Origin of the sequence: Streptomyces sp. NBC_00539 (assembly GCF_036346105.1) — a bacterium.
In the GTDB taxonomy this organism is placed as follows: Bacteria; Actinomycetota; Actinomycetes; order Streptomycetales; family Streptomycetaceae; genus Streptomyces.
This window is the reverse complement of the sequence record NZ_CP107811.1, coordinates 3,806,154-3,829,505: the sequence shown is the minus strand read 5'-3', so window position 1 is coordinate 3,829,505 and position 23,352 is coordinate 3,806,154. Positions and strand designations below refer to the sequence as shown.

Sequence of the window (23,352 nt, the reverse complement as noted above, 5' to 3'; positions counted from 1 at the left end):
CCTCAAACGCCGGCGGGGCTGCAAGAAGCGGCCCCGTCCGGCGAGGGGGGCTAGTCGTCCGACGCCGGGGCGGACGCCGTCGTCTTCTTCGCCGCGGGAGCCTTCTTCGCCACCGTCTTCTTCGCGACGGCCTTCTTGGCCGTCGTCGTCTTCTTCGCCGCAGCGGTCTTCGTCGCCGCGGCCTTCTTCGCGGGGGCCTTCTTCGCGGGCGCCTTCTTGGCCGTCTTCTTCGCCGGCCCCTTCGCCCGCTTCTCCGCGAGCAGCTCGTAGCCCCGCTCGGGCGTGATCGTCTCGACGTCGTCGTCCCGCCGCAGCGTCGCGTTCGTCTCGCCGTCCGTCACGTACGGCCCGAACCGGCCGTCCTTGACGACCACCGGCTTCTCGCTCACCGGGTCGGTGCCCAGCTCCTTGAGCGGCGGCTTGGCCGCGGCCCGCCCCCGCTGCTTCGGCTGCGCGTAGATCGCGAGCGCCTCGTCCAGCGTGATCGAGAACAGCTGGTCCTCGGTCTCCAGGGACCGCGAGTCCGTGCCCTTCTTGAGGTACGGGCCGTAGCGGCCGTTCTGCGCCGTGATCTCCACGCCCTCACCGTCGACGCCCACCACCCGCGGCAGGGACATCAGCTTGAGCGCGTCGTCCAGCGTCACCGTGTCCAGGGACATCGACTTGAACAGCGAGGCCGTCCGCGGCTTCACCGCGTTCTTGCCCGTCTTCGGCGTGCCCTCGGGGAGGATCTCCGTCACGTACGGCCCGTAGCGACCGTCCTTCGCGACGATCTCGTTCCCGCTCACCGGGTCGGTGCCCAGCTCGAACTCGCCGCTCGGCTTCGCGAAGAGTTCCTCCGCGTAGTCCGTCGTCAGCTCGTCGGGCGCGAGGTCGTCGGGGACGTCCGCCCGCTGGTGGCCCTCGGCGTCCTTCTCGCCGCGCTCCACGTACGGCCCGTAGCGGCCGACGCGCAGCACGATCCCGTCGCCGACGGGGAACGAGGAGATCTCACGGGCGTCGATCGCGCCCAGGTCGGTGACGAGCTCCTTGAGACCGCCGAGGTGGTCGCCGTCGGCCGGTACGACCTCCGACGCGTCCTCCGCACCGAAGTAGAAGCGCTTGAGCCACGGCACGGACTGCGCCTCGCCCCGCGCGATGCGGTCGAGGTCGTCCTCCATCTTCGCGGTGAAGTCGTAGTCGACGAGCCGTCCGAAGTGCGTCTCCAGCAGGTTGACGACGGCGAACGAGAGGAAGGACGGCACCAGCGCCGTGCCCTTCTTGAACACGTAGCCGCGGTCCAGGATCGTGCCGATGATCGACGCGTACGTCGACGGCCGGCCGATCTCCCGCTCCTCCAGCTCCTTGACCAGCGAGGCCTCGGTGTAGCGGGCCGGCGGCTTGGTGGAGTGGCCGTCCGCGGTGATCCCCTCGGCCGACAGCGCGTCGCCCTCGGCGACCTGCGGCAGCCGCTTCTCGCGGTCGTCCAGCTCGGCGTTCGGGTCGTCCGCGCCCTCGACGTAGGCCTTCATGAAGCCGTGGAAGGTGATCGTCTTGCCGGACGCGCTGAACTCGGCGTCGCGGCCGTCCGAGGCGCGCCCGCCGATCTTCACGGTCACCGAGTTGCCGACCGCGTCCTTCATCTGGGAGGCGACGGTCCGCTTCCAGATGAGCTCGTACAGGCGGAACTGGTCGCCGGTCAGACCCGTCTCGGCCGGCGTGCGGAAACGATCACCCGAAGGCCGGATCGCCTCGTGCGCCTCCTGCGCGTTCTTGACCTTGCCCGCGTAGACGCGCGGCTTCTCCGGCAGGTAGTCGGCCCCGTACAGCTGCGTGACCTGCGCCCGCGCCGCCGACACCGCGGTGTCGGAGAGCGTGGTGGAGTCCGTACGCATATAGGTGATGAAGCCGTTCTCGTACAGCTTCTGGGCCACCTGCATCGTCGCCTTCGCACCGAAGCCGAGCTTGCGCGAGGCCTCCTGCTGGAGCGTCGTCGTGCGGAACGGGGCGTACGGGGAGCGGCGGTAGGGCTTGGACTCGACCGACCGGACGGCGAACGACGTCTGCTCCAGCGCGGCGGCCAGGGCCCGCGCGTTCGCCTCGTCGAGGTGCAGGACCTCGCTCTTGAGCCGACCGTTCGAGCCGAAGTCGCGGCCCTGCGCGATGCGCTTGCCGTCGACCGTGTTCAGGCGGGCGACCAGCGTGGACGGGTCCGACGGGTCACCGGCGCGTCCGGTGCCGAAGGTGCCGGTCAGGTCCCAGTACTCGGCGGAACGGAACGCGATGCGCTCGCGCTCCCGCTCGACGACGAGACGGGTGGCCACCGACTGGACGCGGCCCGCCGACAGCTTCGGCATGACCTTCTTCCACAGGACCGGCGAGACCTCGTAGCCGTAGAGGCGGTCGAGGATGCGGCGGGTCTCCTGCGCGTCGACCATGCGCTGGTTCAGCTCGCGCGGGTTGGCGACGGCGTCGCGGATCGCGTCCTTGGTGATCTCGTGGAAGACCATGCGGTGGACGGGGACCTTGGGCTTGAGGACTTCCTGGAGGTGCCACGCGATGGCCTCGCCCTCGCGGTCCTCATCAGTGGCGAGGAAGAGCTCGTCGGATTCGGCCAGCAGCTCCTTGAGCTTCCTGACCTGAGCCTTCTTGTCCGCATTCACCACATAGATCGGCTGGAAATCGTGCTCGACGTCCACGCCGAGACGACGGACCTCGCCGGTGTACTTGTCGGGAACCTCGGCCGCGCCGCTGGGGAGGTCGCGGATGTGCCCGACGCTCGCCTCGACGACGTATCCCGGGCCGAGGTAGCCCTTGATCGTCTTCGCCTTGGCAGGGGACTCGACGATGACGAGTCGGCGGCCGCCCTCTGCGGTCTCGCTAGTCGGGGACAACTTGGCTCTTCTCTCCGGTCGGCACTCGGTCGCGGTACGGCGACGCTGCGGAGTGTGACGGTACAACCCGCCCCCGTGTCAAACGGGACAAGCCCGCAACGGCCACTCGAACGGTAACCCGACAAGTGCCACTTCTGCCGCCCGGATACCGCGCCGGACCCTTGGCGATCACCGGGCCGGGTGGCCGGGGGGCCGTCTGGCCCCGCTCCGGCAGCAGGGCCCGAGGACCGTCCGGCCCCGTTCCGGAAGCGGGGCCGGGGCCCCGGTCGCACGGGGTTCCCCGCCCTGCTCCACGCGGCGTCCCCGAGGTCCGACGGGACGCCCCGCAAGGGCGGGGCGCGCGCCGCAGACCACCGGCGCACAGTGCGGGACGCGAGCCCCGCCACCGCCGGAGCGGCGTCCGCCGACTACTGCCCGGGGACGGTGACCGGCTCCAGGAACCCCTGCTCCACCAGCATCCGGATCGCCTCCGGAGTACGGTCGCGCAGGACGACCGGGTCCTCCTGCATCAGCTGCGCGATCGCGTCCAGGATCCGCCCGGCGCTGAGTGAGCCGTCACACACTCCGGCGAAGCCCGCGCCGACCGTGTCCACCTTGGTGGCCCTGCGCATCCCGCGGTTCTGCCGCAGCACCACGTGCTCCGGATCCTCCGCCCCGGGCGCGCCGACCTGCTCCTGGACGACCTCCTCGGCCAGCGCGAAGTACCCCGCCAGCAGGGCGGCGTCATCGTGCTCGCGCAGGAAGTCCTGGCGGGCGAAGTGGGCCAGGACCGTCTCCCCGAGCGGCTGCTCCACCGAGTGCGGCCACTCCTCCACCACGAGGGAAGGCTCGGCCGCGTCCGTCCGGCGCAGCGTGATCCAGCCGAAGCCGACCGCCTTGGTCTTGCGGGCCTCGAACTCGTCCAGCCAGTCCTCGTACCGCCGCGCGTACTCGGCGGGGTCGGTGCGGTGGTCGCCGGCGTCGCGCAGCCACAGCTCGGCGTACTGCGTCACGTCCTGCACGTCCCGCTGCACGATCCACGCGTCACAGCCGCGCGGCACCCAGGAGCGGAGCCGGTCGCGCCAGTCCTCGCCCTCCACGTGCTGCCAGTTCCCGAGGAACTGCGCGAACCCGCCCGGGTTGAGCCGGGCGCCGGCCTCCTGGACCAGGGTCCGGCACAGGTCGTCGCCGCCCATCCCGCCGTCCCGGTACGTCAGCCGCGCGCCGGGGGAGATGACGAACGGGGGGTTCGACACGATCAGGTCGTACGTGGCGTCCCCGACCGGCTCGAAGAGCGACCCGGCGAGCAGCTCGGCCGCCGGGGCACCGGAGAGCGCGAGCGTCAGCCGGGTGAATTCCAGGGCCCTGGGGTTGACGTCGGTGGCGGTGACCCGCGTCGCGTGCTGGGCGGCGTGCAGCGCCTGGATCCCCGATCCCGTGCCCAGGTCCAGGGCGGAGCCGACCGGGATGCGCACGGTGATCCCGGCCAAGGTGGTGGACGCGCCGCCCACGCCGAGCACCACGCCCTCCTCGCGGCTGCCGATCCCGCCCGCGCCGCCCACGGCGCAGCCGAGGTCGGAGACGATGAACCAGTCCTCCCCGTCGGGCCCGCCGTACGGGCGCAGGTCGACGGTGGCGCGGACCGTGTCCTCGCCGTCGGCGGCTTCCCCACGCCGCAGCCAGCCGTCGGCGAGCGCAGCCTCGACGGGCAGGGCGGCCGCGGCCTGGGCCTCGGGCACCGGCTGCTGGAGCAGGAAGAGCCGGACCAGCGTGGCGAGCGGGGCGTCGGCGTGGTCGCGGGTGGCGCGCAGGGCCGGAACCGTCTCGCTGCGGGCCAGCGCGGCGTAGGCGGGGGCGCCGAGCAGGTCGAGCAGCCCATCGGCGGTGAAGCCGGCGGCCAGCAGGGCGGTGCGGAGCTCGGCGGCGCGGTCGGGCGAGGGGAGGCTGGTGGTACTCACCCGCCCATTGTGGCTGCTGACTCCGACAATGCGTGTTCCGCGCGGCCGTGCAGCGCAGCGGGGGTGTGGCGGGGGCGGGGGCCGGCGGTGTGCCGGGCGGGGGCCCGGCGGGGGGTGGCCGGCGGCGGGCGACCCCGGCCCGGCGGCGACCCCGGCCCGGCGGCCCGCGGCGGCCAACACCGGCCAGGGTGCTCCCAGGACCGGTCGTCGGCCGGCGGCAGGGGCCGGGACGGGCGGCGAGGGGCAAGAGGAGGGCCGGGGGCCGCATCCGGCCCCGGCCGGCCGTGTCGACGTACGACGATCACACCGGGACCGGCCGCCACCGCACCGGCCCCGCGCAGCAGGCGCCGGCCGCTACTTCGCCGACGTCTGGACCTGGCAGCCCTTCTGGCCGTTCATCGCCTTGTCCAGGCCGCCCGACTTCAGCCCGTTCAGCGCGTCCTTGCCGCCCTGCGTCGCGGTCTCCAGACCACCGGCCACCTCGTTGAGGCCCGCGGCGAACTTCGTCTGGTCCTTGACGTCGAGGGAGTCCATCTTGACCTTGAGATCGGCGTAGCCCTTCGACGTCGACTCGAAGCCCTTCACCGCCGCGTTCTGGGTCGCCTCGCCGTTCTTCACGGGCGGAACCCCCGCGCTCGACACGGCGTTCCCCATCGACTTGTACGAGTCCGACATGACCTGGAACGCCGCCGAGTCGGTCTTCTGGACCTCCTCCGGCTTGCTGCTCTCCGTGGCCACCCGCTTGATGTCGGCGTTGGCGGCCTCGATCTTCTTGAGTTCGGGCTGCCAGGCGTCACAGACCTTCTTGGCCCATGCGTCGGCCTTCTTGTCGCCGTCGTCCCCGCCGCACCCGGACAGCACGAGCATCAGTACCGCACCGCCGGACACCGCGGTCGCAAACTTCTTGTTCACCGGATTGGTCCCTTCGAAGGCTCTCGGCCCGGAAGATACACGCCAGCCATCGGGTGACATGCAAAGGCGGACGGACGGCGCGTCAGTCCGCGCCGCCCGTCCGCCGTTCGGGCGTACCTTCGAGCCGGCCGTCCCAGGGCCCGGGAAAGGCCCCGAAAAGCCCGCTCAGAGCCCTGCCGGGCGCCGCTCAGAGCCCGGCCGACCCGGCTCAGAGCCCCGCCGGACCCCGCTGAGGGCCCGTCAGGACACCGTCGCCGCGTCGGCGGACGGCGTGGCCACCCGCTCCGCCGTGCCGCTGTCGCTGTCGTCGCCGACCGCGATGCCGCGCCGCTTCGAGATGTACACCGCGGCGACGATGACGACGATGGCGAGGGCCGCGACGATCGCCCGAACCGTCGCGCTGGTGTCCGCGCCGAAGCTGAACTGCACGACCGCCGGGGCGATCAGCAGCGCCACCAGGTTCATGACCTTGAGCAGCGGGTTGATGGCAGGGCCCGCGGTGTCCTTGAACGGGTCGCCGACGGTGTCGCCGATCACGGTCGCGGCGTGGGCCTCACTGCCCTTGCCGCCGTGGTGGCCGTCCTCCACCAGCTTCTTCGCGTTGTCCCACGCACCACCGGAGTTGGCGAGGAAGACGGCCATCAGCGTGCCCGTGCCGATGGCGCCCGCGAGGAACGAGCCGAGCGCGCCGACGCCGAGCGAGAACCCGACCGCGATCGGCGTGAGGACCGCGAGCAGCCCGGGCGTGGCGAGTTCGCGCAGCGCGTCCTTGGTGCAGATGTCGACGACACGCCCGTACTCGGGCTTCTCCGAGTAGTCCATGATCCCGGGGTGCTCGCGGAACTGCCGGCGCACCTCGTAGACGACGGCGCCCGCGGAACGGGAGACGGCGTTGATGGCCAGGCCCGAGAACAGGAACACGACGGCAGCGCCGAGGATCAGACCGACCAGGTTGTTGGGCTGGGCGATGTCGAGGCTGAGGTTCATCTCCCCGGCCTTGGCGCCGACCTCCTTCACGGCGGTCGCGATCGCGTCGTTGTACGAGCCGAACAGCGCGGCCGCCGCGAGCACCGCCGTCGCGATGGCGATGCCCTTGGTGATGGCCTTCGTGGTGTTGCCGACGGCGTCCAGGTCGGTGAGCACCTGCGCGCCCGCGCCCTGCACGTCGCCCGACATCTCGGCGATGCCCTGCGCATTGTCGGAGACCGGTCCGAAGGTGTCCATGGCGACGATGACGCCGACCGTGGTCAGCAGGCCCGTGCCGGCCAGGGCCACCGCGAAGAGCGCCAGCGTGATCGACGCGCCGCCGAGCAGGAACGCCCCGTAGACGCCGAGGCCGATGAGCAGCGCGGTGTAGACGGCGGATTCCAGGCCGACCGAGATGCCGGCGAGCACGACGGTGGCCGCACCGGTCAGGGAAGACTTGCCGATGTCCCGGACGGGACGCCGGTTGGTCTCGGTGAAGTAGCCGGTCAGCTGCTGGATCAGGGCCGCGAGGACGATGCCGATGGCGACGGCGACGACGGCCAGGATGCGCGGGTCACCGCTGTGGTTGGTGATCGCGGCGTTCTCGACGCCGACGAGCTCCTTGTAGGTGGCCGGCAGGTACGCGTAGACGGCGACCGCGACGAGCACCAGGGAGATCACCGCGGAGATGAAGAACCCGCGGTTGATGGCGGCCATTCCGCTGCGGTCGGACCGGCGCGGGGAGACCGCGAAGATGCCGATCATGGCGGTGACGACGCCGATGGCGGGGACGATCAGCGGGAAGGCCAGGCCCAGGTCGCCGAAGGCGGCCTTGCCGAGGATCAGGGCGGCCACGAGGGTGACGGCGTACGACTCGAAGAGGTCGGCCGCCATCCCGGCGCAGTCGCCGACGTTGTCGCCCACATTGTCGGCGATGGTCGCGGCATTACGCGGGTCGTCCTCCGGAATGCCCTGCTCGACCTTGCCGACCAGGTCGGCGCCCACGTCGGCGGCCTTGGTGAAGATGCCGCCGCCCACGCGCATGAACATCGCGATGAGGGCTGCGCCGAGGCCGAAGCCCTCCAGGACCTTGGGTGCGTCGGCGGCGTAGACGAGCACGACGCAGGAGGCGCCGAGCAGGCCGAGGCCGACGGTGAACATGCCGACCACGCCACCGGTGCGGAAGGCGATCCTCATCGCCTTGTGGGCCACCTCGGTGAGGTCCTTGGCGGGGCCGCCTTCGACGGGGGTCGCCTCGCGGGCGGCGGCGGCGACACGGACGTTGGCGCGAACGGCCAGGCGCATGCCGATGTAACCGGTGGCGGCCGAGAAGAGGGCGCCGACGAGGAAGAAGGCGGACCGGCCGGCCCGCTGGGACCAGTCGTCGGCGGGGAGCAGGAAGAGCAGGAAGAAAACGACGACGGCGAAGATGCCGAGCGTGCGCAGCTGCCGGCCGAGGTAGGCGTTGGCGCCTTCCTGAACGGCGGCGGCGATCTTCTTCATGCTGTCGGTGCCCTCGTCGGCGGCGAGCACCTGGCGGACCAGGATCTGCGCGACGACGAGTGCGGCGAGCGCGACCGCGGCGATCACCATGACGATGAGGCGATTGTCATCGGTGAGCACTGCGGCTGCCAGATCGGAGTTGCCGACCGGCGCGTTGGGGGTGAAGAGCCCCGTCATTCGTCCTCCTTGACGTGATGAGCTCAAGATGTGGACGGATTGTAAGGAGCGCGACCTGATCAAAACAGTGGGCGGCAAACGGAATTGGCCTGCTCTTGCTCCTCAGCAATAGATCGCGTCACTCCATTACCCTCGAAAGTAGTAATGGGGCAAAGGCATTGACGATTGATCATTGAGCCGGATATTCATGGCGGCGCCATCCGGAAAACGGAAAAGGCCCTGCTCAGCAGGGCCTTGATAAAGATCAGAAGATACGATGGCACGCGCACCCGGCACCACCCCGGCTGACCGGCATCCCCCGCCCCGGAGCCCGGCCCCCACCGGCACCACCCCACGACCCGGCACCCGGCGAGGCCGAGACCCGCGCCACGCCGGGCAGACCGGCCCGGCTGAGACGGGGTACGCGCAGGCCCGGCCCGCGGGCCGGAGGTGGGCGCGGGGCGGGGCCGGGGCAGGACGGAAAACGGCCCCACGCGGGGTCGGGGCCGACACGGGGCGGGGCGTACCTAAACGGCGCGGCGTGAAACGGCGTGGCGGAAAGGCGGCGGGGCGAGGCAGTACGACGCGGCGAGGCGGCGGCGCGAGGCAGCGCGACGTGGCGACGGCGCGAGGCAGCGCGACGTGGCGACGGCGCGAGGCGGCGGCGCCACGAGGCCAGGTGGTGACGAGCAGGGCGCGACCACGGCAGGGGCGCGGCTACGGCCGGCCTCGACCACGGCAGGGCACGACTGCTACGGCAGGGCCTCGACCCGCGCGACGGGCCAGGTCATCCGGATGGTCCCGCCCGCTTCGCCGCTGGTCACCTCGACGTCGTCGACGAGCCCGCTGATGACGGCCAGGCCCATCTCGTCCTCGCCCTCGATGTCGGGGTCCAGGACGGCTTCGATCCCCGGCACGGCCTCCACCGGACCGCCGGCCGGCCCGGGGACCTCGTCGCCGACCTCGATGGAGAACTGCTTCTCCTCCTCGGTCAGCACGACCCGGACGGGCGCGGTGAGCCCGTTGCTGCGGTGCAGCCCGACGGCACGCGAGCAGGCCTCGCCCACGGCGAGGCGGACCTCGTCGAGGACTGCTTCCTCCACGCCGGCCCTGCGCGCCACGGCTGCGGCGACCAAACGGGCCGTCCGGACGTGTTCGGGCTGGGCGCTGAAGCGGAGTTCAACGGTGGCCATGCGCGTCCCCCTCGGACTACGGGCGCCTCGACTGCGGGCGCCACGAACTACGGGCGCGGGCTCAGGCCCCGAGCGGGTGCCCGGGCGTGCCTTACAGGGGCCCGGACCGCCCATGGCCCGGTACCCCCGCCCGTCGTCGGCTCCCTGACGGCTGGTCGCCGCCAAGGAGCGTCAGTCGGTGGCGTTGACGGCGTCGTCCACAGTGGTGTGGATCGGGAACACCTTCGTCAGACCGGTGATACGGAAGATCTTGAGGATGCGCTCCTGGTTGCAGACCAGACGCAGCGAGCCCTCATGCGCGCGAACGCGCTTGAGGCCTCCCACGAGCACACCGAGGCCGGTGGAGTCGAGGAAGTCCACTCGCTCCATGTCGACAACCAAGTGGTAGCTGCCGTCGTTCACCAACTCCACCAACTGCTCGCGCAGCTTGGGCGCGGTATACACATCAATCTCGCCACCGACCTCTACGACCGTGCGGTCGCCGACAGTGCGAGTCGACAGGGACAGGTCCACGGATCCTCCAGCACCTTGCTATCGAGCGGCGCCCCCCAGGGGCCTCCCTACCCGAAGGTAGAGGAGGGATTGGCTGCCGCGATGGCATTCAATCACTTACCGGCAGGCGCGCACGACGCCTTGGGACCATTGTCCCGCACGCCAGTGACACACTCGGTTCCAATGGCCAACACTCACGGTCCCGGTCGGCCCACGGCACACGCGGACACACGACCCACCCCCGGCACGGTCCTGGACCGGCTGGCAGCGGGGCCATCCCGGGCTGCGCGCATCACCCATACGGAGCACTTGCCCCCTCGGGCGGGTCGTCATGCGGTCTGGCCGGACCGTATTCGATCAGATGTCGTAGCGGCCATCGCCGCGGCGGGGATCGACCATCCGTGGGCCCACCAGGCCGAAGCCGCCGAGCACGCCCTGGACGGCACCTCCGTCGTCGTCGCCACCGGCACCGCCTCCGGCAAGTCGCTGGCCTACCTGGCGCCCGTCCTGTCCGCCCTCGCGGACGGCGCGCAGGCACCCAACGGGCGCGGGGCGACCGCCCTCTACCTCTCTCCGACCAAGGCCCTGGCGGCCGACCAGCGGCGGGCCGTCCGGGAGCTCGCCGCGCCGCTGGGCAACGCGATCCGGCCCGCCGTCTACGACGGGGACACGCCGGTCGAGGAACGCGAATGGGTCCGCCAGTACGCGAACTACGTGCTGACCAACCCCGACATGCTCCACCGGGGCATCCTCCCCGGCCACCCGCGCTGGTCCTCGTTCCTCAAGGCGCTGCGCTACGTCGTGATCGACGAGTGCCACACCTACCGGGGCGTGTTCGGGTCACACGTGGCGCAGGTGCTGCGGCGGCTGCGGCGGCTGTGCGCCCGCTACGGCTCCGAGCCCGTCTTCCTGCTGGCTTCCGCCACCGCCAGCGACCCGGCGGCCGCGGCGTCCAGGCTGACCGGTCTGGCGGTCACCGAGGTCGCCGACGACGCCTCGCCGCGCGGCGAGGTGGTCTTCGCCCTCTGGGAACCCCCGCTGACCGACCTCAAGGGGGAGAAGGGCGCCCCCGTCCGCCGCACCGCGACCGCCGAGACCGCCGACCTGCTGACCGACCTGGTGGTCCAGGGGGTCCGTACGGTCGCCTTCGTCCGCTCCCGGCGCGGCGCCGAGCTGATCTCGGTGATCGCCCAGGAAAGGCTGGCGGCGGTGGACCGTTCGCTGCCCGGGCGCGTCGCCGCGTACCGGGGCGGTTACCTGCCCGAGGAGCGGCGCGCCCTGGAGCGGGCGCTGCACTCCGGGGAGCTGCTGGGGCTCGCCGCGACCACCGCGCTGGAACTGGGCGTGGACGTGTCCGGCCTGGACGCCGTTCTGATCACCGGCTACCCGGGCACCCGGGCGTCCCTGTGGCAGCAGGCGGGGCGGGCCGGACGCTCGGGGCAGGGGGCGCTGGCCGTCCTGGTCGCCCGGGACGACCCGCTGGACACCTACCTGGTCCACCACCCCGAGGCACTGTTCCGGCGGCCGGTGGAGGCCACCGTCCTGGACCCCGACAACCCGTACGTCCTGGCCCCCCACCTGTGCGCGGCCGCCGCGGAGCTCCCGCTGACGGAGGCCGACCTGACCATGTTCGGTCCGACGGCCGGGGAGCTGCTCCCCCAGCTGGAGGCGGCGAAACTGCTCCGGCGCCGGGCCACGGCCTGGCACTGGACCCGGCGGGAGCGCGCCGCGGACCTGACCGACATCAGGGGCGGCGGCGGGCGCCCCGTGCAGATCGTGGAGGCCGCGACGGGCCGGCTGCTCGGTACGGTCGACGAGTCGGCCTCGCACACCGCCGTCCACGACGGGGCCGTCCACCTCCACCAGGGCCGCACCTACCTGGTGAAGCACCTGGACCTGGAGGATTCCGTGGCCCTGGTGGAGGAGGCCAACCCGCCGTTCTCCACGACCGCCCGGGACACCACCTCCATCTCTGTGCTGGAGACCGAGCACGAGATCCCGTGGGGGCCCGCACGGCTCTGTTTCGGCTCGGTCGAGGTGACCAACCAGGTCGTCTCCTACCTGCGGCGCAGGCTGCTCTCCGGTGAGGTGCTCGGGGAGGCCAAGCTGGACCTGCCGCCGCGCACGCTGCGCACCCGGGCCGTGTGGTGGACGGTGACCGAGGACCAGCTGGACGAGGCCCGGATCATCCCGGAGATCCTCGGCGGCGCCCTGCACGCCGCCGAGCACGCCTCCATCGGGCTGCTCCCGCTGTTCGCCACCTGCGACCGCTGGGACATCGGCGGAGTCTCCGTCCCGCTGCACCCGGACACCCTGCTGCCGACGGTGTTCGTCTACGACGGCCACCCCGGCGGCGCCGGCTTCGCGGAACGGGCCTTCCACACGGCCCGTGCCTGGCTGACGGCGACCCGCGACGCCATCGCCGCCTGCGAATGCGCGGCCGGCTGCCCCTCCTGCATCCAGTCCCCCAAGTGCGGCAACGGCAACGACCCCCTCCACAAACGCGGCGCGATCCGCCTCCTCACCCGCCTCCTCGCCCAAGCACCACCCACCCCCTGACCCCGCCGTACCGCAGGCGGCGGGACCGGGCCGCCCGTCCCCTGCCGACCGGATGCCGCCCGACACGAGCCGGCCGCCACACCCCTGGCCCCCGGCGGCCACCACCCGGGTAACCACGCGGATCACGGCCGGGGTCCGGCCGCGGACCTGGGCCCGGACGCCGCCGGTCGGGCCAGCGACAGGGGACCACGGGTCGGCCGCCTCCGCGGCGGGGCCAGGCGGCCTCCGGCGGGGGGACGGGCAGCAGGGTAGGCAGCAGCCGTCCCGCGGCGGGGCCAGACGGCCTCCGGCGGAGGGACGGGCAGCAGGGCAGGCAACAGCGTCAGGCGGCTTCCAGGGACACAGGGGGGGGTCGGGTAGGCAGCAGCCGTCAGGCGGCCTCCGGCGGGGGCACAGGGGGGCCGGCGCGGGCGGTGGACGACGGGGTGAAGGGGCCCGTGGGGACGCGGGCCGTCACGTCGGCCACCTCGCCCAGCAGGCGGCACTCCGTCAGCGCCGCTCCCTGCGCCCGGGCCACCCTGACGGCCCTGCCGCACGCGGCCTCGGGACCGTGCGCCCAAGCCGTCGCCGCCGCCAGGGACGCGAGATCCGCAGCGGCCGCCGCACGGTGGCGGGCCACCACCACCTGGCCCAGCAGGAGCACACCCCCGAACACCGCCCCCAGCACGGTCGTCACCACCGCGGCCCACACCGTGGCGGAGCCCCGGTCCCGGCTCATGGCGGCGGCCCCACACTGTCCTCCGCCAGGGCCACGGCCTGCGCACCCAGCCGGACCGGCAGCCCGGCCGGCCCCGGAGCGGGCGCCGACACCCGGACCCGCCACAGGTCGCCCGACCGCTCCAGCCCCACCTCCGCCCCCGGCGGGGCGGCCGCCTTGGCCGCCGCCACCGCCACCTCCGCCGGCTCCGACCGGCCCGCGGCCCTCGCCCCGGCCCGCGCCGCGTCCACGCACCGGATCTGCGCGGCCGCCGCCATCAGCGCCCACACCAGCAGCGCCGCGAACAGCACCAGCGCCGGGATCACCAGCGCGGCCTCCGCCGTCACGTACCCGCGGTCGCCGATTCCCCGCCGGCCGTTCTCAGAACGGCACATCGAGAGCCTTCCCGATGGTCGACTGCAGCGCCGTCGAGACCACGTCACTCGTCACCACCTTGTACAGAACGGCGGCGAACGCACACGCCGCGATGGTGCCCATGGCGTATTCGGAAGTCGACATCCCGGCATCGCGTCCGCGACCGCTCAGCGCCGCCCGGGCACGAATCCAGATGATCTTCATGACTGCCTCCTGTTGATTATGTTCTTGATCTGTTTTCAGCTGGTGATCTCAACGGCCCGAAAGAAGACCGGAAGCCATACCGATCACCACAGGCGCCACTCCCATTGCAAGAAATGCGGGGAGGAAACACAGGCCCACCGGTGCGGTGATGAGTACCGCCGCCCGCTGCGCCCTGGCAGTGGCGTGCCGGACCCGGTCCGCCCGCAGGGCCGCCGCCAGGCGGGAGACCGGCTCCGCGGCCGGCGCCCCCGTACGGGCGGCCCGCTCCAGGCACTCCGCCAGAGCGCGGGCACCCGGTATCTCGGCCAACCTGCCCCACGCCGCCCCGGGTTCGCCGCCGAGCCGCAGCTCCGCCCCGGCCAACGCCAGCCGCTCACCGACCGGGCCGCCCAGCGATTCACCCACCACCTCGGCCGCTTCCACCGGACCGGCCCCCGCCGCCAGACACGCGGCCAGGAGGTCGGCCGCGAACGGCAACTGCCGTTCCGCCTCAGCCGGATCCACCCCGGCCTCCGGGCGGCGACGCCGGAGCATCCGCCGCACACCGAACGCGGCCCCGCAGCCCAGCAGCAGCCCCGTCACCCCGCCGAGGAGCACCCAGCACGCCACCACCGCTCCGGCCGGCCCGGCCCACGCCACCGCAAGCGCGCGTATCCGTACGCCCCGCGCCGGCCTCGGCCGGGCGGCCCGCACCGTCGACAGAGCCGCGATCCTCCGGCGGGCCGCCCGCTCCCGCACCCGCGCCGCCACCACCGAGGCCAGGCACAGCACGGCCCCCGCGAGGCAGACCGCCACACCCAGCCGGTGAACCACCGAGCCGCCCATCACCGCTCCCCCATCCGTACGATCCGCCGGCACCACAGCAGTCCCAGCGCCTCCAACACCCCGCCGGCCAGGAGGCAGCCCCACCCCATCGGGGTGTGCAGGAGCACCCGCAGCGGATCCGCGCCGAGCGCCGTCCCCATCAGCAGCCCCACCAGGGGCAGCAACGCGAGCACCACCGCGGTCGATCTGGCGCCCGCCAACTGGGCCCGCAACGACTCGTGCCGGTCCCGCTCCGCCCGCAACGCCCCTTCCAGCCGCTCCAGTCCGGCGGCCAACCCCGCGCCACCGTCCACGGAAACCCGCCAGCAGGCCGCCATCCCGGCCAGGCCCTCGGACCCCGGCTCCCGCGCCCCCTCCCGCAGCGCCGCCGCCACATCGCCGCCGAACGCCGCGGCTGCCAGCACCCCGGACTCCGCCGGACCGGGCCGGCCCTGCCCGGCGGCCGTCCGCCGGATCGCCGCCGTCAGCGCCTGGCCGGGCTGCGCGCCCGCCCTCAGCTCCCCCACGGCCGCCCCGCACAGCGCCACCACCTCGGCTGCCCGCCCGGCCCGGGCCCGTTCCCGCTCCCGGACCCGCAGCCACCTCCGCACCAGCGGCACGGAGACCGCCCCGAGCGCCAGGGGGATCACCGATCCCCCGATCAGCGCGACCAGCAGGCCCGCCCTGAGACCGGCCCACTCCCGCCACCGCGCGGCCCGAATCCGTACCGCGATCACCAGCCGCGCCCAGCTCACGGGACCGCCCGGCACCACCGGCGCGCCCCCGCCCAGCACAAGCCGGGCCCGTCGCGACACCTGGTCGCCCCCGGCCAGCAGCCACGCCGCGGCCCCGGCACACAACACCCCGGCGAACACGGGAACCGATCCCACGGAGCCCACCGCCCCCACCCCGGCGCTCACCCGGCACCGCCCAACAGCGGGCCGAGCCGGTCCCAGCCGGACTCCCGTACGAAGCCCCGCGCGCCCCAGCGCAGCGCGGGCACCGTGACCACCAGGCCGGCCGGATCCCGCTCCAGGACATGCACCTCGGCAACCCGCCGACGGCCCGACCGGTCCCGGACCAGGTGCACCACGAGAGCCAGTGCGGCCGCCAACTGGCTGTGCAGTGCCGCCCGGTCGAGCCCGGCCGCCGTCCCGAGGGCCTCCAACCGGGCCGGTACGTGCGCCGCGGCATTGGCGTGCACGGTGCCGCAGCCGCCTTCGTGCCCGGTGTTCAGCGCGGCCAGCAGGTCCGCCACCTCCGCGCCCCGGACCTCGCCGACCACCAGCCGGTCGGGACGCATCCGCAGCGCCTGCCGGACCAGGTCGGCGAGGGTGACCAGCCCCGCCCCCTCCTGGTTGGCGGGCCGGGTTTCCAGCCGCACCACATGCGGATGGTCGGGGCGCAGCTCGGCCGAGTCCTCGGCGAGCACGATCCGCTCACCCGGGCCGACCAGCCCTAGCAGGGCACTGAGCAGGGTGGTCTTGCCCGTCCCGGTCCCACCGGAGACGAGGAACGACAGCCGCGCCTCGACCATCGCCGCCAGCAGCGTCTGCCCGCCCGGCGGCAGCGTGCCCGCGGCCACCAGCTCGTCCAGGGTGAACGCCTTGGGCCGCACCACCCGCAGCGACAGGCACGCCGACCCCACCGCCACCGGTGGCAGCACGGCATGCAGCCGGGTGCCGTCCGGCATCCGGGCGTCCACCCAGGGCCGGGCATCGTCCAGGCGTCGTCCCGCGACCGCCGCCAGCCGTTGGGCGAGCCGGCGCACCGCCTCGGCGTCGGCGAAGGTCACCCCGGTCAGCTCCAGCCCGCCACCCCGGTCCACCCACACCCGGTCCGGGGCCGCCACCAGCACATCGGTGACCTCCGGGTCGGCGAGCAGCATCTCCAGCGGGCCCGCGCCGACCAACTCCGACCGCAACTCGGCTGCCGCGCCCAGCACTTCCGCATCTCCGAGCAGCCGGCCCTGCGCCCGGAGGGCGGCGGCCACCCTGGCCGGGGTCGGTTCCGCCCCGCTCTCGGCGAGCCGCTGCCGCACCGCGTCCAGCAGTACCGCGCTCATGCCGGCACCCCCTGGGCGGAGCCGAGCGCCCGCTGCCAGAAGCCGTCGCAGAACCGGGCGAGCGCGCTACGCCCCCGCGCCCCCGGCGGTTCCCCCTCGGCCACCCGCCCCGGAAGCCCCACCTCCACCGGCACCACCCCGGCCAACGGCGCCCCCAGCAGGTCCGCGACCGCTTCGGCGTCGAGCCCGTCAGGGCAGCGCCCCCGTACGACGACGCGGACATCCCGGGCCACCATCCGTACCCCGGCGGCCACCCGCCCCGCGGCGGCCACGGCCCGCAGCTCGCCCGGCACCACCATCAGCACCAGGTCCAGCTGGGCCAGCACCTCGGCGACGGCTTCGTCCACCCGCCGGGGCAGGTCGACCACCACCACCCCGCCCCGGCGGCGAGCAGCGGCAACCACCGACCGCATCGCGGCGGGCGGCACCACGACCCGGTCCCCGCGATCCCAGCTCAGCACCCTGAGCGCGTGCAACTCGGGCAGTGATTCCTCCAGCGCCCCCGCACCGACCCGGCCGCGCGAGCCGGCGAAATCCGGCCAGCGCAGCCCTTCGGCGCCCTCGCCGCCGAGCAGCACGTCCATGCCCCCGCCGAGCGGGTCACCGTCGATGAGGATGGTCCGCTCCCCCGCCCTGGCGGCCCGTACGGCGAGGGCGCAGGCCAAGGTGGACGCCCCGGCCCCGCCGCTGCCGCCGATCACCCCCACGGCGAGGGCGGGCCGACCGGCCCCTTCGACCACATCGGCGATGCGGTCGACGAGCCTGCTCTCGGCGTCGGGCAGCCGCAGCACCTCCTCGGCGCCGATCTCCACCGCCCGCTGCCACACCCCGGGGTCGTCCAGATCGCGACCGACGAGGAAGACGCCGTCCCGGCGCGGCGCTCCACGGACCCGTCGGGCGGCGTCGTCCCCGACCAGGACGAGGGGAGCGGATTCCCAGCCGGTACCGCCGCGGGACCGGCCCACGGCCTCGGCACCATCGGGCGCGCTGTTGACGCCACTTGCGCCCACGCCGCCCCCGCCACTCCTGGCACTCACGCCACTGGGGAGCCTTCCGGCCCCACTGGCACCCGCATCACCGAACCCTCCGATTTGCTCGGGCACCGTGTGGTGCACATGCGGCTCGGCGCCCGCCGCGGCGCACAGGCGCAGCAGGTCGTCGAGCAGCAAGGGATCCTCGGTGATGATCAGCGGGCGTCCGCCACCGGGCACGGCGCCGACCGTCCGGTTCGGCACCCCGGCCCCACCCGACACCGCGAACTCCGGAACAACACACGACTTCGATCCAGCCACGATCTCCGCCCCCTTCTCGCTGCAAATCCATGAACCGCGGACTTCGCGGCTGGAATCACGGTGCAGCGATCAGGAAAAAGAAGTGGATCTTGCTCGATATCTGTGGACAAGAACGTGGTTGTGGATATCTCCGCCACCCCATCGGGTGAGTTCACAGCGCTCCGGAACAACTACGCAGAGTCACGAGTTCGGAGTGGTGAGGGCCTTCGCCACGTGGGCCCGCCGAAGGGAAGGGGCCTGGAAGATGTTCCTCGAGAGCCGAAGGCAAGGGGCGCGAACCGCGTCCGGACATGCGACGACCCCCGCCGGGGGGGAGAGCGGGGGTCGTCCCCACGGTCCGACTCGGGGGGGGAGGAGCCAGACCGGGTTAGCACGGTCGCGAACGATCCGTGACTTCCATGGTGTACCCGAGAGCCCTCTCAGGCAAACCCACGCGCCACACCTTACGCCGAATGGTGGGCGCATATGCTCGGGGCGTGGAAAATCAGCCCTTGCCGCACTCCTCGCCTCGGACCGCCGCCTTCTTCGACCTGGACAAGACGGTCATTGCGAAGTCAAGCACCCTGACGTTCAGCAAGTCGTTCTACCGGGGTGGCCTCATCAACCGGCGGGCCGTCCTGCGCACCGCATACACCCAGTTCATCTTCCTGGCCGGCGGCGCCGACCACGACCAGATGGAACGGATGCGGGAGTACCTGTCCGCCCTCTGCAAGGGGTGGAATGTCCAGCAGGTGCGCGAGATCGTCGCCGAAGCCCTGCACGACCTCATCGACCCGATCATCTACGACGAGGCCGCATCACTGATCGAAGCCCACCACACCGCCGGACGTGACGTGGTGATCGTGTCCACCTCGGGTGCCGAAGTGGTCGAGCCCATCGGGGAGATGCTCGGTGCGGACCGCGTCGTGGCCACCCGCATGGTCGTCGGCGAGGACGGCTGCTTCACCGGGGAGATCGACTACTACGCCTACGGCCCGACGAAGGCCGAGGCGGTACGCGAGCTCGCGGAGTCCGAGGGATACGACCTCGCGCGGTGCTACGCCTACAGCGACTCGATCACCGACGTGCCGATGCTGGAGGCGGTAGGGCACCCGCACGTGGTGAACCCCGACCGGGCGCTGCGGCGCGAGGCGGTGGCGCGGGAGTGGCCGGTGCTGGTGTTCAACCGGCCGGTGCGGCTGAAGCAGCGGGTGCCGGGGCTGTCCATGACTGCGCGACCGGCGTGGGTGGCCGCGGCGGCCGTGGGCGCGGCTGCGGCCACGGCAGGCCTCGTCTGGTACGCCAGCCGTCGCCGCGCCGGCGCCGTGGCCGCCTGAGAACGGCCTGATCCCGCCCGAACCGGCGCGCACCCCACCCCGCCGGTTCGGCTCGCCGGATCACCGGCGTACGGTTCGGTTGCTTCGCTGCGGGGCCACCGGATTACGCGAGCGCCGGATCCGGGCGTCCGGCGGCCGGCGGCCGGGGACCGGCAGCGCTCCACGTTAGGGCGGCACGGCCTGCAATGGCCCGATTTAGGCGTCCGATATATCCCGAATAGCCGAGAAAGGTAAAGAAGTGAGACCAGGGGTTTCGCTCGTCTCGGAAGCGGAGTACAAAGGAGTCAACGGCCCGCGAGACCAAAGAACATCCGAGAGGATCATCTTTAAAACGCAGTAAGGCCCACGGACCGATGCAGGAACGCCGAGCACCCACGCGACGTCGACCCGTCGATTACGGGCCAGCCGCACCAGGCCAAGGGCAAAGTACCCGGCTTGATGGGCAACATCGAGGACGCTTGGTAACCCGGCGGGAATGCCAGCGGCGACACCAAAGCAGGACGGTGTCGCCGCAACCCTGTCCGGGACGCCCTCGCGCCCCTGCCGGCGTCGCCCGCGGCAGGCTCCCAGGGCAGGCGCCCAGAGCAGACGCCCGGCCAGGCGCCCGGAGCAGAACCCCGGCCGTCAGGCCGCGCCGCGCTGGAGCGCCTCGCAGACCGCCGTCGACTCACGCACTCCCAGTTCGACCGCCCGCCCGCAGTGCGCGATCCAGGCCGCCATCCCGTCGGGGGTGCCCGAGACGTAGCCCTCGAAGGCCGCCACGTACGCCTCCGAGCCCTGTTCCGCATGGCCCACCTCGGCCGGGCAAATCGCCTTCGGGTCGAGGCCGCTGTTGATCAGCACGATCCGCTCGGCCGCCCGCGCGACGAGGCCGTTGTACGAGCCGAAGGGACGCAGGGCCAGCAGCTCGCCGTGCACCACCGCCGCCGTGATCAGTGCCGGAGCGGAGCCCCCCGCGATGACCAGCCGGGACAGGCCGTCCAGTCGTCCGGCGACCTCCTCCGCGCTGGGCAGCGGGGCTTCGATCAGCGGCTCGTCCACGGGCTCGCCCGCCAGCCGCGGCCGCCCCACCGTGTCGCCCCCGTTCGCGCCCCCGCCCCCGCCCCCGCGCGCGACGGAGTCGGCTCCCGTCGTCAGGGTGGAACCCGAGGCCACCAGATGCAGGCGCGCCAGGACCCGTAGCGGCGACTGGCGCCAGATGCTCAGCAGCTGACCGGCCTCGGCCGTCAGCCGCAGGGCCGCGCCCACCGTGCGCGCCTCCGCCTCCGTGCCGAAGTCGGTCCGGCGGCGCACCTCCTCCAGCGCCCAGTCGGCCCCGGACAGCGCCGCACTGGCCCTGGCTCCGCGCAGGGCGGCTTCCGAGGTGATCTCGCCGCCGCGCCGGCGCATCACCCGGTGCCCGTAGACCCGGTCCACGGCCTTGCGTACGGAATCCACGGAATCGGCGACACCCGGCAGCCCGGCCAGTGGGGCCAGCGGGTCAGCAGCGCTACTCATAAGTAAGGAGCCTACGCACTGCGCCCCCATAGCACCGACCCCTCCTTGGAGTGGTCTTCTTCACTCACCTAGACCACGGAAAGCAACCGATCCACTACGCTTGGTGAACATGAAGATCGCTTTCGTGGGAAAGGGCGGCAGCGGCAAGACCACGCTGTCCTCCCTCTTCATCCGCCACCTCGCCGCCAATGAAGCCCCCGTCGTCGCGGTGGACGCCGACATCAACCAACACCTCGGCGTCGCGCTCGGGCTGAGCGAGGACGAGGCCGCCGCGCTGCCCGCCATGGGCGCCCAGCTACCGATGATCAAGGACTACCTGCGCGGGTCCAACCCGCGCATCGCGTCCGCCGACACCATGATCAAGACGACCCCGCCCGGAACCGGCTCACGACTGCTGCGGGTCACCGAGGACAACCCGGTGTACGACGCCTGCGCGCGCCCGGTGCTGCTGGACGGAGAGCCCGTACGGCTGATGGCCACGGGCCCGTTCACCGAGGCCGATCTCGGCGTGGCCTGCTACCACTCCAAGGTCGGCGCGGTCGAACTGTGCCTGAACCACCTGGTGGACGGCCCCGACGAGTACGTCGTCGTCGACATGACCGCCGGCTCGGACTCCTTCGCCTCGGGCATGTTCACCCGCTTCGACATGACCTTCCTGGTGGCCGAGCCGACCCGCAAGGGCGTTTCCGTCTACCGCCAGTACAAGGAGTACGCCCGGGACTACGGGGTCGCCCTCAGGGTGATCGGCAACAAGGTGCAGGGCCCCGAGGACATCGAGTTCCTCCGGGACGAGGTGGGCGAGGACCTGCTGGTCACCTTCGGGCACTCGGACTGGGTCCGGTCGCTGGAGAAGGGCCGGCCCGCCTCGTTCGAGCTGCTGGAAGCGAGCAACCGGCTCGCGCTACAGGTACTCCAGGACGCGGCCGAGGACTCGTACGCCGAGCGCGACTGGGCCCGGTACACCCAGCAGATGGTCCACTTCCACCTGAAGAACGCCGAGAGCTGGGGCAACGCCAAGACCGGGGTCGACCTCGCCGAACAGGTCGACCCCGGCTTCGTCCTCGACGAGGCGCGCCCCGCCGGATCGCAGGGGCTGGTCAGCCCTCGTCCGAACCGGACTCGGCCGGCTCCCCAGCCGGCTTGACCTGGGCCGGGGCGGCCGGCTTGGCCGGCGGCCCCGCCGTCAGGAGCTTCGTCCAGCCTTCCTTGGGCGCCTCACCCACGTCGAGGGTGCGCATCCACTCCAGGACCTTGGGGTCCTGGGCGTCCAGCCAGTCGGCCAGCTCGCGGAACGGTACGCAGCGGACCTCCTTCTGCGTGCAGATCGACTTGATGGACTCCTCGACGGCCTTCATGTAGGTGCCGCCGTTCCAGGACTCGAAGTGGTTGCCGATGATCAGCGGTGCGCGGTTGCCCTGGTAGACGCGGTCGAAGGCCTTCTGGAGGCCGTCGCGCATCTGCTCGCCCCAGTACGCGTGCTGCGAGGGGTCGCCCTGCGTGGTCGTCCCGGACTGGTTGACCATGTAGTTGTAGTCCATGCTCAGGGTTTCGAACGCCCGGCCCGGCATGGGCACCAGTTGGAGCGGGATGTCCCACAGGCCGTCCGTCTTCTTCGGCCAGATCTGCTTGCTGATGCCGCTGGAGTCGTACCGGAAGCCCATGTCCTTCGCCGCCAGCATGAAGTTCTTCTGGCCTTCGAGGCAGGGAGTGCGGGCGCCGATGAGTTCCTTGTCGTAGTCGAAGGGGAGCGCCTCCATGCCCTTGAGCTCGGGCGAGTTGGTCTTCCAGTTCTTGACGAAGGCCTTCGCCTGGTTGATCTCGCTCTTCCACTCCTCGACGGACCAGGTGCCCACGCCGCCGTCGGGGCCGCAGAAGTGGCCGTTGAAGTGGGTGCCGATCTCGTTGCCCTCCAACCAGGCCGCGCGGACCTGGGTGGCGGTGTCCTTGATGCCCTGCGGGTCACCGAAGCCGATGTCGGAGCGGCCCGGGGAGTGCTGCGGGGCGGTGTAGAGGGAACGCTTCTCCTCTGGCAGCAGGTACAGGGCGCTGAGGAAATAGGTCATCCGCGCGTTGTACTCCTTGCCCACTTCACGGAAGTGGGAGAAGAGCTTCTGGCTGTCCTCGCCGGCGCCGTCCCAGGAGAAGACGACGAACTGCGGGGGCTTTTCACCGGGCTTGAGCTTCTGGGGCTGCTGTACGTTCGGCTGCCGGCCGGTGTACGCGGTCGAGCCGTCGCCGATGAGCCGGTTGACGCTGCCGGGGGCCGCCTCCGGCACGGCACCCTTCTTGGCGTTCGGACCCCCGAGAGCAGGGGGTTTGGCGCGTTCCGAGCTTCCGCACCCGGCGGCGCACAGGACCAGGGCCGTGGCGACCAGGCCGCCGGCGATCTTCTTCGTAGCGGCGATCATCCGCACACCTCTCCCTCACAGTTCCCTCGCGGGACTTCCGGGCGGCACCGTCCCACGCGGTCTGCTTTGAAGATGATGCGACAAGCCGTACAAAATGCTTAAT

At 72.4% G+C, this 23,352-nt stretch carries 18 protein-coding genes; 3 read left to right on the top strand and 15 right to left on the bottom strand.

The window, feature by feature from the left end:
• Positions 1-50: 50 nt before the first annotated feature.
• From topA to bldG, 6 genes are all read right to left on the bottom strand, one after another.
• Positions 51-2,873 carry a type I DNA topoisomerase gene (gene topA, locus OG861_RS17150; protein ID WP_329196276.1) on the bottom strand — a complete coding sequence of 941 codons (2,823 nt, stop codon included), beginning with the start codon at positions 2,871-2,873 and terminating at the stop codon, positions 51-53.
• A 407-nt stretch (positions 2,874-3,280) separates the two neighbouring features.
• Positions 3,281-4,810, bottom strand: a complete 1,530-nt coding sequence (locus OG861_RS17145) for a DUF7059 domain-containing protein (protein WP_329196278.1) — start codon at positions 4,808-4,810, stop codon at positions 3,281-3,283.
• Positions 4,811-5,164: 354 nt separating this feature from the next.
• Positions 5,165-5,722 carry a small secreted protein gene (locus OG861_RS17140; RefSeq protein WP_329196280.1) on the bottom strand — a complete coding sequence of 186 codons (558 nt, stop codon included), beginning with the start codon at positions 5,720-5,722 and terminating at the stop codon, positions 5,165-5,167.
• A gap of 240 nt (positions 5,723-5,962) precedes the next feature.
• Positions 5,963-8,368 carry a sodium-translocating pyrophosphatase gene (locus tag OG861_RS17135; RefSeq protein WP_329196283.1) on the bottom strand — a complete coding sequence of 802 codons (2,406 nt, stop codon included), beginning with the start codon at positions 8,366-8,368 and terminating at the stop codon, positions 5,963-5,965.
• Between the two features lie 731 nt (positions 8,369-9,099).
• Positions 9,100-9,540, bottom strand: coding sequence for an ATP-binding protein (locus tag OG861_RS17130; RefSeq protein ID WP_329196285.1), 441 nt, complete (start codon positions 9,538-9,540; stop codon positions 9,100-9,102).
• Positions 9,541-9,711: 171 nt separating this feature from the next.
• Entirely contained in the window at positions 9,712-10,053 is a 342-nt protein-coding gene (gene bldG, locus OG861_RS17125) for an anti-sigma factor antagonist BldG (protein ID WP_030028781.1), read from the bottom strand.
• An 81-nt stretch (positions 10,054-10,134) separates the two neighbouring features.
• Here bldG and OG861_RS17120 point away from each other — a divergent pair, with 81 nt between their 5' ends.
• Complete coding sequence (locus OG861_RS17120) at positions 10,135-12,591, top strand: DEAD/DEAH box helicase (protein ID WP_329196287.1); 2,457 nt, start codon at positions 10,135-10,137, stop codon at positions 12,589-12,591.
• A gap of 370 nt (positions 12,592-12,961) precedes the next feature.
• Here the strand turns inward: OG861_RS17120 and OG861_RS17115 are convergent, their stop codons facing one another.
• The 7 genes from OG861_RS17115 to ssd are packed head-to-tail and all read right to left on the bottom strand — an operon-like array spanning position 12,962 to position 17,971.
• The gene (locus tag OG861_RS17115; RefSeq protein ID WP_329196289.1) at positions 12,962-13,309 is read right to left on the bottom strand and encodes an Rv3654c family TadE-like protein; all 348 of its coding nucleotides are present in this window, start codon (positions 13,307-13,309) and stop codon (positions 12,962-12,964) included.
• Positions 13,306-13,683, bottom strand: coding sequence for a TadE family type IV pilus minor pilin (locus tag OG861_RS17110; protein ID WP_329196292.1), 378 nt, complete (start codon positions 13,681-13,683; stop codon positions 13,306-13,308). The genes OG861_RS17115 and OG861_RS17110 overlap by 4 nt, the downstream gene beginning before the upstream one ends.
• A complete protein-coding gene (locus OG861_RS17105; protein WP_329196294.1) occupies positions 13,670-13,867 on the bottom strand; it encodes a DUF4244 domain-containing protein in 198 nt (65 codons plus the stop codon). Before OG861_RS17105 ends, OG861_RS17110 begins: the two co-directional genes overlap by 14 nt.
• 48 nt (positions 13,868-13,915) lie before the next feature.
• On the bottom strand, positions 13,916-14,692 hold the full coding sequence (locus tag OG861_RS17100; RefSeq protein WP_329196296.1) for a type II secretion system F family protein: 777 nt from the start codon (positions 14,690-14,692) through the stop codon (positions 13,916-13,918).
• Positions 14,692-15,561, bottom strand: a complete 870-nt coding sequence (locus OG861_RS17095) for a type II secretion system F family protein (protein ID WP_330261766.1) — start codon at positions 15,559-15,561, stop codon at positions 14,692-14,694. Before OG861_RS17095 ends, OG861_RS17100 begins: the two co-directional genes overlap by 1 nt.
• Positions 15,562-15,587: 26 nt before the next feature.
• Entirely contained in the window at positions 15,588-16,736 is a 1,149-nt protein-coding gene (locus OG861_RS17090; protein WP_329196301.1) for a TadA family conjugal transfer-associated ATPase, read from the bottom strand.
• Entirely contained in the window at positions 16,733-17,971 is a 1,239-nt protein-coding gene (gene ssd / locus OG861_RS17085) for a septum site-determining protein Ssd (protein ID WP_330261979.1), read from the bottom strand. The genes OG861_RS17090 and ssd overlap by 4 nt, the downstream gene beginning before the upstream one ends.
• 509 nt (positions 17,972-18,480) lie before the next feature.
• On the opposite strand from ssd, the gene OG861_RS17080 reads away from it, so the two are divergent.
• Complete coding sequence (locus OG861_RS17080; protein ID WP_329196303.1) at positions 18,481-19,344, top strand: HAD family hydrolase; 864 nt, start codon at positions 18,481-18,483, stop codon at positions 19,342-19,344.
• 624 nt (positions 19,345-19,968) lie between these two features.
• On the opposite strand, the gene OG861_RS17075 is transcribed toward OG861_RS17080, so the two are convergent.
• Positions 19,969-20,841, bottom strand: a complete 873-nt coding sequence (locus OG861_RS17075; RefSeq protein WP_329196305.1) for an oxidoreductase — start codon at positions 20,839-20,841, stop codon at positions 19,969-19,971.
• A gap of 109 nt (positions 20,842-20,950) precedes the next feature.
• Here OG861_RS17075 and OG861_RS17070 point away from each other — a divergent pair, with 109 nt between their 5' ends.
• Complete coding sequence (locus tag OG861_RS17070) at positions 20,951-21,985, top strand: ATP-binding protein (RefSeq protein ID WP_329196307.1); 1,035 nt, start codon at positions 20,951-20,953, stop codon at positions 21,983-21,985.
• Here OG861_RS17070 and OG861_RS17065 read toward each other — a convergent pair.
• Entirely contained in the window at positions 21,939-23,249 is a 1,311-nt protein-coding gene (locus OG861_RS17065; protein ID WP_329196309.1) for a hypothetical protein, read from the bottom strand. The two genes, OG861_RS17070 and OG861_RS17065, sit on opposite strands and share 47 nt — an antisense overlap.
• Positions 23,250-23,352: the final 103 nt, after the last annotated feature.

Excerpts from the sequence above, each read along its gene's own strand:
- OG861_RS17135 (WP_329196283.1), bottom strand. The coding sequence starts at position 8,368 with ATGACGGGGCTCTTCACCCCCAACGCGCCGGTCGGCAACTCCGATCTG.
- OG861_RS17130 (WP_329196285.1), bottom strand. The coding sequence starts at position 9,540 with ATGGCCACCGTTGAACTCCGCTTCAGCGCCCAGCCCGAACACGTCCGG.
- OG861_RS17070 (WP_329196307.1), top strand. The coding sequence starts at position 20,951 with ATGAAGATCGCTTTCGTGGGAAAGGGCGGCAGCGGCAAGACCACGCTG.
- OG861_RS17080 (WP_329196303.1), top strand. The coding sequence starts at position 18,481 with ATGGTGGGCGCATATGCTCGGGGCGTGGAAAATCAGCCCTTGCCGCAC.
- OG861_RS17100 (WP_329196296.1), bottom strand. The coding sequence starts at position 14,692 with ATGGGCGGCTCGGTGGTTCACCGGCTGGGTGTGGCGGTCTGCCTCGCG.
- OG861_RS17090 (WP_329196301.1), bottom strand. The coding sequence starts at position 16,736 with ATGAGCGCGGTACTGCTGGACGCGGTGCGGCAGCGGCTCGCCGAGAGC.
- OG861_RS17120 (WP_329196287.1), top strand. The coding sequence starts at position 10,135 with ATGGCATTCAATCACTTACCGGCAGGCGCGCACGACGCCTTGGGACCA.
- OG861_RS17115 (WP_329196289.1), bottom strand. The coding sequence starts at position 13,309 with ATGAGCCGGGACCGGGGCTCCGCCACGGTGTGGGCCGCGGTGGTGACG.
- OG861_RS17105 (WP_329196294.1), bottom strand. The coding sequence starts at position 13,867 with ATGAAGATCATCTGGATTCGTGCCCGGGCGGCGCTGAGCGGTCGCGGA.
- OG861_RS17065 (WP_329196309.1), bottom strand. The coding sequence starts at position 23,249 with ATGATCGCCGCTACGAAGAAGATCGCCGGCGGCCTGGTCGCCACGGCC.
- OG861_RS17110 (WP_329196292.1), bottom strand. The coding sequence starts at position 13,683 with ATGTGCCGTTCTGAGAACGGCCGGCGGGGAATCGGCGACCGCGGGTAC.
- OG861_RS17075 (WP_329196305.1), bottom strand. The coding sequence starts at position 20,841 with ATGAGTAGCGCTGCTGACCCGCTGGCCCCACTGGCCGGGCTGCCGGGT.